This window comes from Burkholderia cepacia ATCC 25416 (assembly GCF_001411495.1).
GTDB lineage: Bacteria > Pseudomonadota > Gammaproteobacteria > Burkholderiales > Burkholderiaceae > Burkholderia > Burkholderia cepacia.
Genome location: NZ_CP012981.1, coordinates 2,974,902 through 2,990,521 on the forward strand (window position 1 = coordinate 2,974,902; position 15,620 = coordinate 2,990,521).

General features: G+C 67.5%; 14 protein-coding genes. 5 read left to right on the forward strand and 9 right to left on the reverse strand.

Annotated features, from left to right (window positions below; all coding sequences use genetic code 11):
- Positions 1–151: 151 nt before the first annotated feature.
- Positions 152–1,744 (reverse strand): ABC-F family ATPase, encoded by a 1,593-nt coding sequence (locus APZ15_RS13720; protein WP_027787281.1) that lies wholly within the window; start codon positions 1,742–1,744, stop codon positions 152–154.
- A gap of 169 nt (positions 1,745–1,913) precedes the next feature.
- Here APZ15_RS13720 and APZ15_RS13725 point away from each other — a divergent pair, with 169 nt between their 5' ends.
- The gene (locus APZ15_RS13725) at positions 1,914–2,366 is read left to right on the forward strand and encodes a lipocalin-like domain-containing protein (RefSeq protein ID WP_027787280.1); all 453 of its coding nucleotides are present in this window, start codon (positions 1,914–1,916) and stop codon (positions 2,364–2,366) included.
- A 104-nt stretch (positions 2,367–2,470) separates the two neighbouring features.
- On the opposite strand, the gene APZ15_RS13730 is transcribed toward APZ15_RS13725, so the two are convergent.
- Entirely contained in the window at positions 2,471–4,765 is a 2,295-nt protein-coding gene (locus APZ15_RS13730) for an AsmA family protein (protein WP_027787279.1), read from the reverse strand.
- 152 nt (positions 4,766–4,917) lie between these two features.
- On the opposite strand from APZ15_RS13730, the gene APZ15_RS13735 reads away from it, so the two are divergent.
- Together APZ15_RS13735 and APZ15_RS13740 are read left to right on the forward strand one after the other, a co-directional pair.
- On the forward strand, positions 4,918–5,619 hold the full coding sequence (locus APZ15_RS13735; RefSeq protein ID WP_027787278.1) for an ABC transporter ATP-binding protein: 702 nt from the start codon (positions 4,918–4,920) through the stop codon (positions 5,617–5,619).
- On the forward strand, positions 5,616–6,419 hold the full coding sequence (locus tag APZ15_RS13740) for an ABC transporter permease (RefSeq protein ID WP_027787277.1): 804 nt from the start codon (positions 5,616–5,618) through the stop codon (positions 6,417–6,419). The genes APZ15_RS13735 and APZ15_RS13740 overlap by 4 nt, the downstream gene beginning before the upstream one ends.
- 42 nt (positions 6,420–6,461) lie before the next feature.
- Here the strand turns inward: APZ15_RS13740 and APZ15_RS13745 are convergent, their stop codons facing one another.
- From APZ15_RS13745 to APZ15_RS13755, 3 genes are all read right to left on the reverse strand, one after another.
- Positions 6,462–6,935: a PliI family lysozyme inhibitor of I-type lysozyme gene (locus APZ15_RS13745; protein WP_027787276.1), complete on the reverse strand. Its 474-nt coding sequence runs from the start codon at positions 6,933–6,935 to the stop codon at positions 6,462–6,464.
- 250 nt (positions 6,936–7,185) lie between these two features.
- Complete coding sequence (locus APZ15_RS13750; protein WP_027787275.1) at positions 7,186–7,737, reverse strand: DUF6013 family protein; 552 nt, start codon at positions 7,735–7,737, stop codon at positions 7,186–7,188.
- Positions 7,738–7,896: 159 nt separating this feature from the next.
- Positions 7,897–8,913 (reverse strand): zinc-binding alcohol dehydrogenase family protein, encoded by a 1,017-nt coding sequence (locus tag APZ15_RS13755; protein WP_027787274.1) that lies wholly within the window; start codon positions 8,911–8,913, stop codon positions 7,897–7,899.
- Positions 8,914–9,034: 121 nt separating this feature from the next.
- Between APZ15_RS13755 and APZ15_RS13760 the strand changes: the two genes are divergently transcribed.
- Entirely contained in the window at positions 9,035–9,976 is a 942-nt protein-coding gene (locus APZ15_RS13760; protein WP_027787273.1) for a LysR family transcriptional regulator, read from the forward strand.
- Positions 9,977–10,177: 201 nt separating this feature from the next.
- The gene (gene serB / locus APZ15_RS13765; protein ID WP_027787272.1) at positions 10,178–11,023 is read left to right on the forward strand and encodes a phosphoserine phosphatase SerB; all 846 of its coding nucleotides are present in this window, start codon (positions 10,178–10,180) and stop codon (positions 11,021–11,023) included.
- A gap of 87 nt (positions 11,024–11,110) precedes the next feature.
- On the opposite strand, the gene APZ15_RS13770 is transcribed toward serB, so the two are convergent.
- The 4 genes from APZ15_RS13770 to rimO all read right to left on the reverse strand — a co-directional run bounded on the left by APZ15_RS13770 (position 11,111) and on the right by rimO (position 15,329).
- Complete coding sequence (locus APZ15_RS13770; protein ID WP_027787271.1) at positions 11,111–12,292, reverse strand: cystathionine beta-lyase; 1,182 nt, start codon at positions 12,290–12,292, stop codon at positions 11,111–11,113.
- A gap of 113 nt (positions 12,293–12,405) precedes the next feature.
- Positions 12,406–12,948 carry a hypothetical protein gene (locus APZ15_RS13775; protein WP_027787270.1) on the reverse strand — a complete coding sequence of 181 codons (543 nt, stop codon included), beginning with the start codon at positions 12,946–12,948 and terminating at the stop codon, positions 12,406–12,408.
- A gap of 89 nt (positions 12,949–13,037) precedes the next feature.
- Positions 13,038–13,964 (reverse strand): sugar kinase, encoded by a 927-nt coding sequence (locus APZ15_RS13780; RefSeq protein WP_027787269.1) that lies wholly within the window; start codon positions 13,962–13,964, stop codon positions 13,038–13,040.
- A gap of 3 nt (positions 13,965–13,967) precedes the next feature.
- A complete protein-coding gene (gene rimO / locus APZ15_RS13785) occupies positions 13,968–15,329 on the reverse strand; it encodes a 30S ribosomal protein S12 methylthiotransferase RimO (RefSeq protein WP_027787268.1) in 1,362 nt (453 codons plus the stop codon).
- Between the last annotated feature and the right edge of the window lie 291 nt (positions 15,330–15,620).

The window sequence follows — 15,620 nt, forward strand, 5'->3', positions numbered from 1 at the left end:
GCCGCGCCGCAAGCGGAAATGAAAAAGCCCGCATCGACAACGCTGTCGATGCGGGCCCGATTTACTTCCGGCGGTTCGCTCCGTGGGGACGGCTGGAGGCACTGCTTGCCTGTCCAGCCGCGGCACTTGGCCGGAGGAAGCCTCAGGACACTTATTCCTGCCCCTGGCTCGTCAGGAACTCCTCGTAATTCCCGCCGAAGTCGAACAGCGTGCCGTCCGTACGCACTTCGATGATCCGGTTCGCCAGCCCGCTCACGAATTCGCGGTCGTGCGACACGAAGATCAGCGTGCCTTCGAACTGCTCGAGCGCGATCTGCAGCGACTCGATCGATTCCATGTCCATGTGGTTGGTCGGCTCGTCCATCAGCAGCACGTTGTGGCGGCCGAGCATCAGCTTGCCCCAGATCATGCGGCCCTTCTCGCCGCCCGACAGCACCTTCACCGACTTCTTGATGTCGTCCGACGAGAACAGCAGGCGGCCCAGCGTGCCGCGCACCATCGTTTCGTCGTCGCCGTCCTTGCGGTACTGGTCGATCCAGTCCATCAGCGTGATGTCGTTCGGGAACTCCTCGTACGTGTCCTGCGGCATGTAGCCGACATTCGCGTTCTCGGACCACTTCACCGTGCCGTGCTCGAGCGGGAGCGCGCCGAGCAGCGAACGCAGCAGCGTCGTCTTGCCCGCGCCGTTCTCGCCGATGATCGCGATCCGCTCGCCCGGCTGCACCGACAGGTTGAAGTTCTGGAAGATCGTGCGCTCGTACTTCTTCGTGATGTCTTCCGCGACCACCGCGACGTTGTGCAGCTTCTTCTCGAACTCGAAGCGGATGAACGGGTTCTGACGCGACGACGGCTTGAATTCCTCGATCTTGATCTTGTCGATCTGCTTCGCGCGGCTTGTTGCCTGACGGGCCTTCGACTTGTTCGCCGAGAAGCGGCGCACGAAGTCCTGCAGCTCGGCCACGCGCTCCTTCGCGCGCGCGTTCGCCGCGGCCTGGCGCTCGCGCGCCTGTGCCGATGCGAGCATGTAGTCGTCGTAGTTGCCCGGCCAGACCTTCAGCGTGCCGTAGTCCATGTCGGCCATGTGCGTGCACACCGAGTTCAGGAAGTGACGATCGTGCGAGATGATGATCATCGTCGAGTTGTACTCGTTGAGCGTGTGCTCGAGCCAACGGATCGAGTTGATGTCGAGGTTGTTGGTCGGTTCGTCGAGCAGCAGCACGTCCGGCTTCGAGAACAGCGCCTGCGCGAGCAGCACGCGCAGCTTCCAGCCCGGTGCGACGTCGCTCATCGTGCCGTTGTGGAACTTCTCCTCGATGCCGATGCCGAGCAGCAGCGCGCCCGCGCGCGCCTCGGCATCGTAGCCGCCGTATTCGGCGAACTTGCCTTCGAGCTCGGCGGCGTGCATGTAGTCGTCGTCGGTGGCTTCCGGGTTCGCGTAGATCGCGTCGCGCTCGGTCATCGCGGCCCACATCTCGGTGTGGCCCATCATCACGACGTCGAGCACGCGCACGTCCTCATACGCGAACTGGTCCTGGCGCAACTTGCCCAGGCGCACGTTCGGCTCCAGCGCGACGTTGCCGGCGCTCGGCTCGAGGTCGCCGCCCAGGATCTTCATGAACGTCGACTTGCCGCAGCCGTTCGCGCCGATCAGACCATAGCGGTTGCCCTCGCCGAATTTGACCGAGATGTTCTCGAACAGGGGCTTTGGCCCGAATTGCATCGTGATGTTGGCAGTAGAAAGCACGGCAGGTCCCGTTAAAGGATAAATCGACGGAAAACCGTGTATTTTAGCAGGTGTCGGAGAAACTGCCGACCACGCCGTTCCGGCAGCGCATTCCAGCCCCCTGGACGGCCGCCCGGCGGCCCGCCAACACGACGGCACGCGCCCCGCCGCCGCCTGACAGGAATCCCGCATGCTTGCCAGCCAGCTTCGCGAACAACTCGTCGGCGCGTGGCGCCTCGTGTCCTACGAAATCCGCCCGCGCGACGGCAGCGCCGTCACCTATCCGCTCGGCCGCGACGCGCGCGGCTGGATTCTCTATACGCGGGACGGTTACATGTCGGCCCAACTGATGGCTGCCGGCCGCCCGCCGTACGCGAGCGGCGATCTGCACCGCGGCACCGAGAGCGAGTGCACGGCCGCCGCACGCGGCTACATTGCCTATTCAGGCCCCTTTCATCTCGACGACGACGGCACGCTGACCCACGAAATGGACGTCAGCCTGTTCCCCAACTGGATCGGCAACGTGCAGCAGCGGGTCTTCAGGCTCGACGGCGATCGCCTGCAGCTCGGCACCGTCGGCCCCGTGCGGATCGACGGCCGGGAAGTCGACGCCGTGCTGCTGTGGGCGCGCGCGGGTAGCTGACACGCCACGAACGGTCGACACGGTTCGACGGGGCGATACGGCCAGGCAGCAGGTCGTTGCAAGCCTGCGCCGCGCACGGGGTGGTTGCATCGGCCGCACATCCGTCACTTGCCGGCTTTCGCGGCGGCCTTCTGGGCCGCCGTCGCCTTCACCTGCCCGAACAGCTCCGAGCACGGCACGTCCTTGTTGTTGCTCGGCGCGATCAGCGGGATCAAGGCCGCGAACGGGTTGATCAGGCCGAGGCCGACCATCGCGCCGGCGCGCAGCGCGAGCGCGCCCGCATCGACGCCGACCTTCGGATCCTTGAACGTGCCCTTCGCGTACAGCGGCGAGCGCAGCGAGAAGATCCGGAAACCCTTCGTATGCGGATGGATCTTCAGGTCGAGCGTTTCGTCGCGCAGGCTGATCGGGCCGTCGACGTTGATCAGCGCGTCGTCGGTGTCGAGCGCGAACACCTTCGGGTCGAGCATCCCGTTGGTCGCGACGAAGTCGACTGCCGCGCAGTTGATCTTCACGTCATTGTTGCCGAACAGCTTCTCGTACACGACGTTCGCGACGTTCAGCCCCGCCGCCTCCATCAGCAGGCGGCTGATGCGGCCGTCCGTGACGAGCGCCTTCACTTCGCCGGTCGACGTCGCGGCCAGCGCGGCCGGCGAGTTGCCGGTCGCCGACAGCGACGCGTCGCCGTTGATCTCGCCGAGCGCCGACTGCATCACCTTCTGCGTGGGGAACAGCTGCTTGAGCTTCAGGTGCCGCGCGGCCACCGTGAAGCGGCCCTTCAGCGGCGCGCCGCTGCCGTCGAGGTGCGCGGTCGTCGCGAGCGTGCCGCCCGCGACGCCGAACTGCAGCGGTTCGAGCGACAGCACGCCGTCCTGCATCACGATGTGCGTGTACAGGTTCGTGATCGGCAGGTTCGAACTCTTGATCAGCTTGCGGCCCGTGAACTTGACGTCCGCGTCGATCTCGCGCCAACGATCGGTACGGAACGTCTCGACCGGCAGCACGCGGCCCGGCGGCTGGCGTGTCGTGTCGCCGCGCCTGGCCTTGCTTGCGGCCGTATCCGCGCCGATCACCGGCGCGAGGTCCGAGAACTGCAGCAGGTTCGACACGAGCTCGCCCGACAGCTTCGGCCGCGGCTCGCGCTGCTCGTACACCAGCGTGCCGCCGAGATCGCTGCCGCCGACGCGGCCGTTGAAGTTCTCGTAGCGGAACGTGCTCGCGCGCCGCTTGAAGTTGCCGATCAGCCGCCCTTCCGTCGCGTAAGGCGGCGTGTCGGGCAGCGTGATGCCGGTGAGCTGGTAAAGGTGCGACATCGACGTGCCCTGCAGCCATAGCCGCAGGTCGATCGCCGCGAGATGCATCGGATCGGTCAGCGTGCCGACGATCGCGAGCCGCGTGTCGCCGGCCTTCACGTCGGCCTGCAGCGGGAACGGCCGCGACGCATCCTGGATCGCCAGCACGCCGCCGAGCTTGCCGGTACCGCTGATCGGCACGTTCTTGTAGCGGCCGTCGACCTTCAGCCCGAACGCATAGGTCGGGCCGGACGGCTTCGCGGGCGCCGCGACGCCGCTTGCGCCGCTTGCAGGAGAAGCGGAAGCGGCGACCGACGCCGATGAAGCGGACGACGACGAAGCCGATACCGCCGCAGATGCAGCCGAAGCCCCCACCCCCGACGCCGCACTCGCGGCCTGCGCGGCGGACGCGCCCGATGCGGCTTCCGCGTTGGCCTTCGCGCTCAGTTGCGCGGCGCCGCGCTTGCCGACACGCTGCGCGGATGCCGCGCGCGACGTCTGCTCCTGCTCCTTCAGCACATCGCCGAGCGGAATCGGCTGCCCGAGCGTATCGATCGCGACGGTCAGGTCGGCCTTCGTGATCGCGTCGCGATACGTGACGGTGCCCTTCGCGAAGCCGAAGCTGTCGAGCCGCACTTTCCACGGCGACGGCTGTGACGATTGCTTGAACTGGAAGGTCCACGTGTTGCGGCCGTCGGCGAGGCGCTCGAGGTCGACGGCCGGATTCACGACGTCGATCGACGGAATGACGATTTCATGCGCGAGCAGCGGCAGGATCGCGAGGTCGAAGTGCGCGGCATCGAGCGTGACGAACTTGGGCGTCTTCGCCCAGTCGGGGTTGCCGATCTCGAGTTGCGTGGCCGAAAAGCTCGGCCAGGGCACCCAGGCACGCCAGCCGGTTTCGCCGTCGGGGCGGCGCCAGCCGACCTTGAGATCGCCGTTGATCGCGAACGGGCGGCCGAGTGCGGCACTCACCTGTTCGTTGACCCACGGCTTCGCGCGGTTCCAGTCGAATGTAAAGAGAAAGACGCCGGCCGCCGCGATGAGCACCGCGACGATACCGACGATCCATGCAGCCGATTTGCCGATGGCTCGGGTAAGCGTCATGGCGGTTCCGTTGTTGTTCTGAAATGTCGCCGCGCCATGCCGGGCCGCTTGCGTGGACGAACGGCGCGCGACACCCGCGGCTTTTCAGTCGGTATTATGACGCACGCCATGGTGACGTTTCGGCGCCATTAACGCTTTTTTTCATTTGTGACATGACAGCCCCCACCGGCCTCATCGATGCGCAGCACATCACGCGGCGCGACGCCAGCAGCGGCAAGACCCTGCTCGCCCCGACCGATTTAAGCCTCGCAGCGGGATCGCGAATTGCTGTCACGGGACCGTCCGGGTCGGGCAAGAGCGTGCTGCTGCGCGCGCTCGCGCTACTCGATCCGCTCGACGGCGGCCACATCCTGTGGCGCGGCAAACGGATCCGGCGCAGCGCGATCCCGCGTTACCGGCGCAGCGTCGCCTATGTACGCCAGCGCCCCGCGCAAATGGACGGCACCGTCGAATCGCAGTTGCGCTATCCGTATTCGCTCGCGATCTATCGCGACGTCGCGTTCGATCGCGCGCGCGCCGAAGCGCTCGCCGCGCAGGCCGGCCGCGGCCCCGACTTTCTCGACAAGCGCGCGAGCGACCTGTCGGGCGGCGAAGCCCAGATCGCCGCGCTGCTGCGCGTGCTGCAGCTCGATCCCGACGTGCTGCTGCTCGACGAGCCGACCTCCGCGCTCGACCCCGAATCGGCGCGCGCGATCGAGTCGCTCGTCGGCGCATGGTTCGACGCGGCGCCCGACGCCCGCGCGTACATGTGGATTTCGCACGATCCGGCCCAGGCCGCACGGATCGGCACGATGCGGCTCGTGATGCAGGCCGGCGTGATACACGTTGCCAACCCGACGGAGGCAACCCAATGAGCCCCGCACTGCAGGACCTGAGCCTCGTCGACGTCGGCATCGCCGCCGCGCTCGTCGCGGTCAACGGCGCGATCTCGATGGCACTGTCGCTCGGCCTCGGCCGCAAGCTCGCGCTCGCGGCCGTGCGCACCGTCGTGCAGTTGCTCGCGATCGGCTACGTGCTCGGCTGGGTATTCGGTCATCCTCACTGGTACATCGTGCTGCCGCTCACCGCGCTGATGACCTTGATCGCAGGGTTCGCCGGCGCGGGGCGCGGCAAGCGCACCTACCGCGGCCAGCGCATCGACAGCATCGCGTCGATCTGGTTCAGCAGCTGGTTCGTCGCGGCGGTCGGCCTGTTCGTCGTGATCCGCATCCATCCGTGGTACGCACCGCAATACGCGATTCCGATCCTCGGGATGATTCTCGGCAATACGCTCACGGGCGTGTCGCTCGGCGTCGAGCGGATGATGGAGGAGCTCACGGCGCGCCGCGACCGCGTCGAAACCGCACTCGCGCTCGGCGCGACGCGCTGGGAAGCCACGCAGGACGCCGCGCGCCAGGCCGTGCGCGCAGGCATGCTGCCGACGCTGAACCAGATGGCCGTCGTCGGCGTCGTGAGCCTGCCGGGAATGATGACGGGCCAGGTGCTGGCCGGCCAGTCGCCGCTGCAGGCCGTGCGCTACCAGATCGTGATCATGTTCCTGATCGCCGCGGCTTCCGCGCTCGGCACCGTCGGCGCGGTGCTGATGACCTATCGCCGGCTGTTCTCGGCCGATCACCGCTTTCTCGCATCGCGGCTCGAGGAACGCACGCACTGACACGCGGAAGTCGCCGCGCGATGCGTTCGCGCGGTTCGCCGGTCAGCGCGCGCCGCGACGCTTGCCGATCGCCTGCCGCAATGCGGCCACGATGTCCGCGTCCGCTGCGAGCCCGTCGACCGACGCAACGAGCCGCACCGCGCGCGGCGTCGTCACATAGGCCTGCGCGCCGACATAGCCGCCGCTGCCGGCCGAGCGTGTCGTCACGACGAGCGCCTGCGGCGCCCGCGCGCCGAGGTCGGCCGTGAACGCATCGGTGACCGTACCGTCACGCGCGTGCAGCGCGCCCGTCACGTAGTCGTCGGTATCGAAGCCGGCGGCGGCATGCGCGGTCGAATACACCCGCACCGCGTAGCTGCCGGTCGAGCACGGCTCGAGCGCGCCGCTCGACACGACGGCCACCTGCTGCCGGGACGGCAGCCCGACCTTTTTCACGAAACCGCAATCGTCGGCCGCGTGCGCGTGCATGGCGGCGAACGCAATGGCGCACAGCAATGCGCGGATTCGGCATTTCATCGGGATGTCGTTACGGGAAGTGGATGATGCGGGCGAGCATAGCGTGACATTCGCATGACGTCACGCTGGTCGACACGCAACGCCGGCGCACGCCGTGCTGCTGCCATACCGTTGCAGCAGCACGGTACCGCGAGCAGGTCGCGGGAAAGCACCGTGACGGCGACACGAAACGCTCACGCGCCGCCGGGCCCGCCCGTGCGCCGAATCCGTTGCGCGCGCACCGGTTCCGGCAGCGGCCCGCGCGTGCCGTTCAGCGCTTGATCGACACCGTCACCTTCGTGCCGTCGCTCATCGTGACGGACTTCGAACCGCCGTTGGTCGGGATCGACACCCACTTCACCTGGCTCACAGACGCGACGTCCGGGCATTGCAGCGACTTGCCGCCGACCGTCACGTTGCGCGTGCCCTTCGGCGCGGCCGCCTGGAAGCTCATCTGCACGTTGGCGACGCCCTTCGCGTCGATCGACGGCGCGAGCCGCACCTGGGTCTGGCGGACCATCGCGCCGTTCGCGTCGCGCGGCAGGCTGTCGGCGTTCGGGCAACCGTCCGGCATCGCGACCGCACCGCTCGGCGGCACCGACTTCCAGTTGAAGTCGTCCGTCTCGCCCGAGCGGATCTTGCGGGTCTCCTGCGTGTTGCCGAAGGTCTTCGAGTCGACCTTGACGGTGTATTCGAGCTGTCCGGTGCCGCCGCCCTTCAGGCTGCCCTTGACCGGCGGCGCCGCGAATACGCTCGCGCTGACGCACGCCGCCGCGAACACGACCGACCACGATGCGGCGACTGACAAGCTGCGTTGGCTCATGCTGACCTCCTTGGTATGCGGCGGCACGCGCGTGCCGCGCGGTTTTCGATGCATGATGCGCTGCCAGTCTACCGCCAAGCGGCATGCCGTGCGCCGCAAACGCATCGGGTGTTACCCCGCTTGCGTTCGCGGCGCCGCAACCTTACGCGAGATGCCGGCTCAGAAGCCGCTCAGCACGAGCTTGCCGATCGCGCGCCCGGCCTCGAGCAGCTGGTGCGCGCGCCGCACGTTCGCGGCATTGATCGTGCCGAGCTGTTCGCCGAGCGTGGTGCGCAGCGTGCCGCCGTCGACGAGCCGCGCGACTTCGCCGAGGATCCGGTGCTGCTCGATCATGTCCGGCGTCTCGAACATCGCACGCGTGAACATGAACTCCCAGTGAAACGCCGCACTTTTCGCCTTCAGCAGTTCGACCGGCACCGGCTTGTCGTTCTCGACGATCGTGCAAATACCGCCCTGCGGCCGGATTACCTCCGCAGCGGCGGGGAAATGACGATCCGTATCGTTGAAAATCAGCACGTAGTCGACGCTCGGATGCCCGGCCTCGCGCAACTGCGCAGGCAAGTCGCCGAAATGGTCGACCACCGCATCCGCACCCAGCGCACGCACCCATTCGGCCGATGCCGGCCGCGACGCGGTCGCGATCACGTGCAGCTTGCCGAGCGCCTTCGCGAGCTGGATCGCGATCGAGCCCACGCCACCCGCGCCGCCGATGATCAGCACCGATTTGCCGGCGTCCGCACCCTGCGGCGATACGCGCAGCCGGTCGAACAGCGCCTCCCATGCGGTCAGTGCGGTGAGCGGCAGCGCGGCCGCCGCGGCGAAATCGAGCGTACGCGGCTTCAGCGCGGCGATCCGCTCGTCGACCGTATGGAATTCGCTGTTCGCGCCGGGCCGCGTGATGCTGCCCGCATAGAACACTTCGTCGCCGGGCCGGAACAACGTGACGTCGGCACCGACCGCGACCACCGTGCCGGCCGCATCCCAGCCGAGCACGCGCGGCGTGTCCTCGACCTGCGGCTTCGGCGCGCGCACCTTGGTGTCCACCGGGTTCACGGAAATCGCCTCGACCTTCACGAGCAGGTCGCGCGGGCCCGGCACGGGCTGCGGCAGCTCCACGTCGAGCAAGGCTTGCGGATCGTCGATCGGCAGATAACGGGTCAGTCCAACGGCCTTCATCACGAAACTCCTTCTGGAAACCTGGGGGCCGCGGCGCAGCCCCATGAACGTCATCGTAGGCAACCCGATCATTCGAGAAAACCGCTATATTTCCTGAAACATTTTCAGGAAATTCAGAATAATGGCCTCCGATCCGATTCCGGCCCCCGACAAGCCGCTCGACCTGCTCGATGTCGCGCTGTTCGTTCGCGCGGCCCTGCTCGCGAACGTCACCGCGGCCGGGCGCGAATTCGGCGTGTCGGCCGCGGTCGCGAGCGCGCGCATCGCGCAACTCGAGCGTCAGCTCGGCGCACGGCTGCTGCACCGCACCACGCGCCGTATCAGCCTCACGCAGGACGGCGAGGTATTCATGGCGCACGCCGACACGCTGCTGTCGGCCGCCGACGCCGCGCGCGCGTCGGTCGGCCACGGCCGCACCGAGCCGTACGGGCGGCTGAAGGTGTCGATGTCGTCGTCGTTCGGCCGGCAGCATGTCGCGCCGGTGATTCCCGCATTCCTGCGCCGCTATCCGTCCGTGTCGCTCGACCTGCGACTGTCGGACGAGATCGTCGATCTGGTCGACGACGGCTACGACGTCGCGATCCGCCTCGGCGCGCTGAAGGATTCGACGCTCGTCGCGCGCAAGCTTGCCGCCAACCGCCGCGTGCTGTGCTGCTCGCCCGCGTATCTCGCCGGCCACGGCACGCCGCGCCATCCGGCCGACCTGACGCAGCACGAATGCGTGATCCTCGGCGACCAGCGCGACTGGTCGTTCACGACGCCGCAAGGCCCGCTGACCGTGCGGGTCGGCGGCCGGCTCGTCGCGAGCAATGGCGAGGCCATCCGCGAAGCGCTCGTCGACGGCTTCGGGATCGCGATCAAGTCGACCTGGGACGTCGGCCCGCTGCTCGCGAGCGGCACGCTCGTCACGATACTCGACGACTATCCGTTCGCCGACGACGTCGCGATCTGGGCCGTCTACCCGAGCCGCACACACGTGCCGCTGAAGACGCTCGCGTTCATCGCGTTCCTGGCCGAGCATTTCGGCGATCCACCGTACTGGGATCGCGCGGACGGGCGATAGGCGCCTTCATTCGGCTCGCGCCGCGGGCGTACCGGTTCGAGTCGGGCCTCGGGATTCGTCCCTGCCGCGACCGCCCGGCCCGGCCAACCGGCTACAATGGCGCGTTCGCGACGCAATGGCCCGCAGTCGAACGGGGCCGCGCACGCAGACGGCCGCCCATTGGCCGCGCACGCTTTTCATACGTCTCCCAACCATCCCGTCATGACCCACAACCTCGTCATCCAGAGCCTTGCGCCGCTGTCGGACGCCCATCACAAACCGCTGCTCGCGCTGTCGCGCGGCACCCGCATCGTGCAGACCGACGATCATGCGCTGCGCATCGAAGACGCGAGCCCGGCACAGCGCATCGACATTGACGCGTACTGCGGCACGCACGCGCTCGACTTCGCGTTCGTCGAGGCCGGCCGCACGCTCGCCGATTTCGGGCTCGCCGTGATGGACATGGATTCGACGCTGATCACGATCGAATGCATCGACGAGATCGCCGATTTTTGCGGGTTGAAAACGCAGGTCGCCGAGATCACCGAAGCGTCGATGCGCGGCGAGATCCGCGACTTCAACGAAAGCCTCACGCGCCGCGTCGCGCTGCTGGCCGGGCTCGACGCGCACGCGCTCGAACGCGTGTACGAGGAACGGCTGCAATTGACGCCGGGCGCCGAGACGATGCTCGCCGGCGTGAAGGCCGCCGGCATGAAGACGCTGCTCGTGTCGGGCGGCTTCACGTTCTTCACCGAGCGGCTGAAGGCGCGCCTCGGCCTCGACTACGCGCATGCGAACACGCTCGAGATCGTCGACGGCAAGCTGACCGGCAAGGTGCTCGGCGAGATCGTCAACGCCGACGTGAAGGCGCGCCTGCTGCGCGAGACGTGCGCGTCGCTCGGCCTCGAGCCGAGCCGCGCGATCGCGATGGGCGACGGGTCGAACGACCTGAAGATGATGGCCGAAGCCGGGCTGTCGGTCGCGTACCACGCGAAACCCGTCGTGCGCGACGCGGCGACGGTCGCGTTCGATCACGTCGGCCTCGACGGGCTGCTGCGGCTGTTCTGATCCTGCCGCGCGTCAAATGAAAAACGCCGGCGCGATGTTGCATCGCGCCGGCGTTTTGTCGTGCCGGGGAACCTGACCGGCCGGCGATCAGCCGAGTGCGGCCTGCATCGCGCGTTCGATGTCCGCGCGCAGGTCGGCTTCGTCTTCCAGGCCGACATAGAAACGCACCAGCGTGCCGCGATGCGGCCAGTCCGGACGCATCGACGCGACGTCGTAAGGCATCGCAAGGCTGCATGCGCCGCCCCAGCTCCAGCCGATCGCGAACAGTTCGAGCGACTCGACGAAGCGGTCGACCTGCTCCGCGCTGTAGCGTTCGTCGAACACCACCGAGAACAACCCGCCCGCACCGGTGAAATCGCGCATGAACGACGCGTGCCCCGGGCAATCGGCCATCTGCGGATGCAATACCGACGCAATCTCCGGCCGCGCCTTCAGCCATTGCGCCAGCGCGAGCGCGCTCTTGCCGTGCGCGTCGAAGCGCACCTGCATGCTCGGCAGGCTGCGCAGCACGAGCGAGCAATCGTCGACCGACACGCCGATCCCGCAGCGCATCCGCGCGAGCTTCAGCTTCGCCTGCAGGTCGGCGCTCGCGGTGATCGTCGCGCCCATCAGCACGTCGCTGCCGCCCGACTGGTACTTGGTCAGCGCCTGCACCGAGATGTCGACGCCGTGCTCGAACGGCTTGAACGCGAGCCCGGCCGAAAAGGTGTTGTCGATCGCGGTGACGATGCCGCGCGCCTTCGCGGCCGCCGTGATCGCCTGCACGTCGGGCACTTCCATCGTCACCGAGCCGGGCGCCTCGATCCAGATCAGCCGCGTGTTCGGCTGGATCAGGTCGGCGATGCCGGCACCGACGAGCGGATCGTAGTAGCGCGCGGTGATGCCAAAATCCTTCGCGAGCCAGTTGCCGAAATCGGCGTTCGGCCCGTACACGTTGTGCGGAATCAGCACGTCGTCGCCGGCTTTCACGATCCCGAAATAGACGTTCATGATCGCCGCGAGGCCCGACGGCTGCAGCAGCGCATGCGTGCCGCCCTCGATCTCGGCAAGCCGCTGCGCGAGCGCGAGCGACGTCGGCGTCGAATGCAGCCCGTAGCGCCACTGGTTGTCGTTGTGCCAGACGAGCGCACGCATCGTCGCGAGATCGGGAAACACGACCGTCGACGCGCGCGCGACCGGCGGCACGAACGAACGGAAACCTTCCGGGATCACGTCGTCGGGTTGAACGATGCGGGTTTGCAGCGCGCGCTTGGGAGTGGATGCAGTCATGACAGGAAGCCGGGCACGAGGCCGTTCGGTTGCGGAATAAGTCGCCAGATTAGCCAAAATCGGCACGATTGGCCCGGTACAATGCGCGCCGCGCGCGCCGAGCCAGCGCGGGTTCAGTTGTCGGTGCGCAGATTGACGACGCCGCCCACCGTCTCGATTTCCTGCACGCGGCCGTCGCGCACCTGCAGCGCCGCGCGCTTGCCCGGCGCGAGACGCAGCACGACGGGTTGCGGATCCGACTCGTCCGAATTCATCCGGTCGGCCTTCAGGGTGCCCGTCGCGTCGAAGCGGCCGATCCACACGCCCGTGATGTTCGTGCCGTCGTTCGATTCCTCGATTTCCAGCGTGTCGCCGTCGCGATCGCCCGCGAGCAGCACGACCTCACCCGTATCGGCGAACTGGTATTCGCCGTGCACGCCTTCCTCGTCCGTCTTCGGGCCGAGATGCACGACGATCGGGCGGTCGCCGAGCGTGCCTTCGTAGCGCGGCAGGCGGGCAAACTCCGGATTCGGCTTCAGCGGCCGCGCCGGTGCCGGTTCGTCCTGCTGCACGCCCGGCGCGACAGCCTGCGCCGCGACCACGCCCGGAATCGCCATGCCCGCCGCCAGCGCGCCCGCGACGACGAGCGCCCGTTGCCATTGCGAATATCGACCCACCTTGTGTTGCTCCTTGCTTCAGATTCGCTCGTAAATTGCGGCGATGCGCTGGCCGTCACACAGGCCGCGGCCGGCGCGCGTATTGCGCATCAGCCTTGCATCAGGCGCTCCACCGCCTCGCGCTGCGGAATCGGCGCGACCGCGCCGTAGCCCGTCGTCGACAATGCCGCCGCGGCGTTCGCATAACGCGCCGCCGCGAACGGATCGTCGCCCGCGACGATCCGTGCGACGAAGGCACCGCCGAAGCAGTCGCCCGCGCCCGTCGCGTCGACGGCTTCGACCGCGAAGCCCGGCACGACGCGCCGCTCGTTCGGCGTCGCCACGTAGGCACCTTCCTTGCCGAGCTTCAGCGCAACGACCTGCGGCCCGTGTTCGAGCATCGCGTCGACGATCGCGTCGCGATCGTTCGCGCCCGTGATCGCCGTCACGTCGTCCCAGCTGGGCAGGCAGATATCCGTCTGGCGCAGCGCCTCGCGCATCACCGCGCGGGCGCGCGGCAGCGGCCACAGCTTCAGGCGCAGGTTCGTGTCGAAGCTGACCTTCGCACCGTTGCGGCGCGCGTGGTCGATCGCCGCGAACGCGGCGTCGCACGCAGCCGTGCTGATCGCGAGGCTGATGCCCGACAGGTGCACGGCCTTCGCGGCGGCCAGTGCGTCGAGCGGCAGGTCGCCCGCCGCATAGCGGCTCGCCGCCGAGCCCGCACGCAGATAGTCGAACTGGTGGCCGTCGGCGCCGTGCGTGACGAAATACACGCCGGTCGGCGCCGTGCGATCGATCCGCACGTACGTCGTGTCGACGCGTTCCGCGCGCCACATGTCGGCCAGCAGCCGGCCGAACGGATCGTCACCGATCGCCGACACGAAGCCCGTCGACGCGCCCTGGCGCGCCGCCGCGATGCAGAAGTTCGACGTGTCGCCGCCGAAGCCCTGCAGGAATTCAGGCCGGCCCGGCTGCGACTGGTTGAATTCGATCATCGCTTCGCCGAGCGCGAGGATCTCCGGGAATACGGCGGCCACCGCTTACACCTCGCCCCACAGATCGTGGCCGTCGGCGCCCGTGATCTTCACGGACACGAAATCGCCGACCTTGTAGCGCTTCGAGGCCTTCGCCGCCGGCTCGACATAGACGACGCCGTCGATCTCCGGCGCATCGGCCGCCGTGCGGCCGATCCCGCCTTCCTCGCTGACTTCGTCGATCAGCACCTTGAGGGTCTTGCCGACCTTGCGCTGAATGCGGTTCGCCGACACTTCCTCGGCGACTTCCATGAAGCGTGCGCGACGCTCCTCGCGAACCTCATCCGGCAGCGCGCCGTCGAGTTCGTTTGCCGTCGCGCCTTCGACCGGCGAATACGCGAAGCAGCCGACGCGATCGAGTTCCGCCTCGCGGATGAAGTCGAGCAGCGTTTCGAACTGCTCTTCCGTCTCGCCGGGGAAGCCCGCAATGAACGTGCTGCGGATCGTCAGGTCCGGGCAGATCTCGCGCCACTTCTGCACGCGCTCGAGCACCTTCTCGGCGTTCGCCGGACGCTTCATGCGCTTCAGCACTTCCGGATGCGCGTGCTGGAACGGCACGTCGAGATACGGCAGCACGTGGCCCTTGAACGGACCTTCGGCCATCAGCGGAATCACTTCGTCGACGCTCGGGTACGGGTACACGTAGTGCAGGCGCACCCATGCGCCGTACTGTGCCGCGAGTTCGCCGAGCGCGGCGACCAGGTCGGTCATGCGCGTCTTGATCGGCTTGCCGTTCCAGAAGCCCGTGCGGTACTTCACGTCGACGCCGTACGCGCTCGTGTCCTGCGAGATCACGAGCAGTTCCTTCACGCCCGACTTGAAGAGGTTCTCGGCTTCCAGCATCACTTCGGCGACCGGGCGCGACACGAGGTCGCCGCGCATCGACGGGATGATGCAGAACGTGCAGCGGTGGTTGCAGCCTTCGGAGATCTTCAGGTACGCGTAGTGGCGCGGCGTGAGCTTGATGCCGGCCGCCGGCACGAGGTCGGTGAACGGGTCGTGCGGCTTCGGCAGGTGCGAATGCACGGCCTGCATCACTTCGCCCACCGCGTGCGGGCCGGTGACGGCGAGCACCTTCGGATGGACTTCCTCGATCAGGTTCGAGCCGCTGGCGCTCGACTTCGCGCCGAGACAGCCGGTGACGATCACCTTGCCGTTCTCGGTCAGCGCTTCGCCGATCGCGTCGAGGCTTTCCTGCACGGCTTCGTCGATGAAGCCGCAGGTGTTCACGACGACGAGGTCGGCGCCGTCGTAGGTGCCGGAGATTTCATAACCTTCGGCACGCAGTTGCGTGATGATCTGTTCGGAATCGACGAGGGCTTTCGGGCAACCAAGCGAAACGAACCCTACTTTGGGGGATTGGGACATCTGGAATGTGGGGGCGTGGCAGCAAAAGCGTGAGTTTACAGCGATTTATGGGTCAGCAGCCTAAAAGGAGCGGCTGGAGACGGCGCAGGCTTTCAACTCGGATACGCCGTGCGGCGACCGGCCGTGCGCAAGATCGAGCTTGATGCGACCCTTTCACTACGTGACAAAGGGTCTTCCGCTTACCATCGGCGATGTCTGGAAGGGGCACTCGACGTGTTCGTGCAGGCGGATCGGGGATGGTCAGGTGCAGAACGGCCTGCGCTGATTGTCGAGGGCCTGAGCCGCCAGAGT

Excerpts from the sequence above, each read along its gene's own strand:
- APZ15_RS13745 (WP_027787276.1), bottom strand. The coding sequence starts at position 6,935 with ATGAAATGCCGAATCCGCGCATTGCTGTGCGCCATTGCGTTCGCCGCC.
- APZ15_RS13760 (WP_027787273.1), top strand. The coding sequence starts at position 9,035 with ATGGCCTCCGATCCGATTCCGGCCCCCGACAAGCCGCTCGACCTGCTC.
- APZ15_RS13740 (WP_027787277.1), top strand. The coding sequence starts at position 5,616 with ATGAGCCCCGCACTGCAGGACCTGAGCCTCGTCGACGTCGGCATCGCC.
- APZ15_RS13735 (WP_027787278.1), top strand. The coding sequence starts at position 4,918 with ATGACAGCCCCCACCGGCCTCATCGATGCGCAGCACATCACGCGGCGC.
- rimO (WP_027787268.1), bottom strand. The coding sequence starts at position 15,329 with ATGTCCCAATCCCCCAAAGTAGGGTTCGTTTCGCTTGGTTGCCCGAAA.
- serB (WP_027787272.1), top strand. The coding sequence starts at position 10,178 with ATGACCCACAACCTCGTCATCCAGAGCCTTGCGCCGCTGTCGGACGCC.
- APZ15_RS13730 (WP_027787279.1), bottom strand. The coding sequence starts at position 4,765 with ATGACGCTTACCCGAGCCATCGGCAAATCGGCTGCATGGATCGTCGGT.
- APZ15_RS13755 (WP_027787274.1), bottom strand. The coding sequence starts at position 8,913 with ATGAAGGCCGTTGGACTGACCCGTTATCTGCCGATCGACGATCCGCAA.
- APZ15_RS13770 (WP_027787271.1), bottom strand. The coding sequence starts at position 12,292 with ATGACTGCATCCACTCCCAAGCGCGCGCTGCAAACCCGCATCGTTCAA.
- APZ15_RS13750 (WP_027787275.1), bottom strand. The coding sequence starts at position 7,737 with ATGAGCCAACGCAGCTTGTCAGTCGCCGCATCGTGGTCGGTCGTGTTC.
- APZ15_RS13725 (WP_027787280.1), top strand. The coding sequence starts at position 1,914 with ATGCTTGCCAGCCAGCTTCGCGAACAACTCGTCGGCGCGTGGCGCCTC.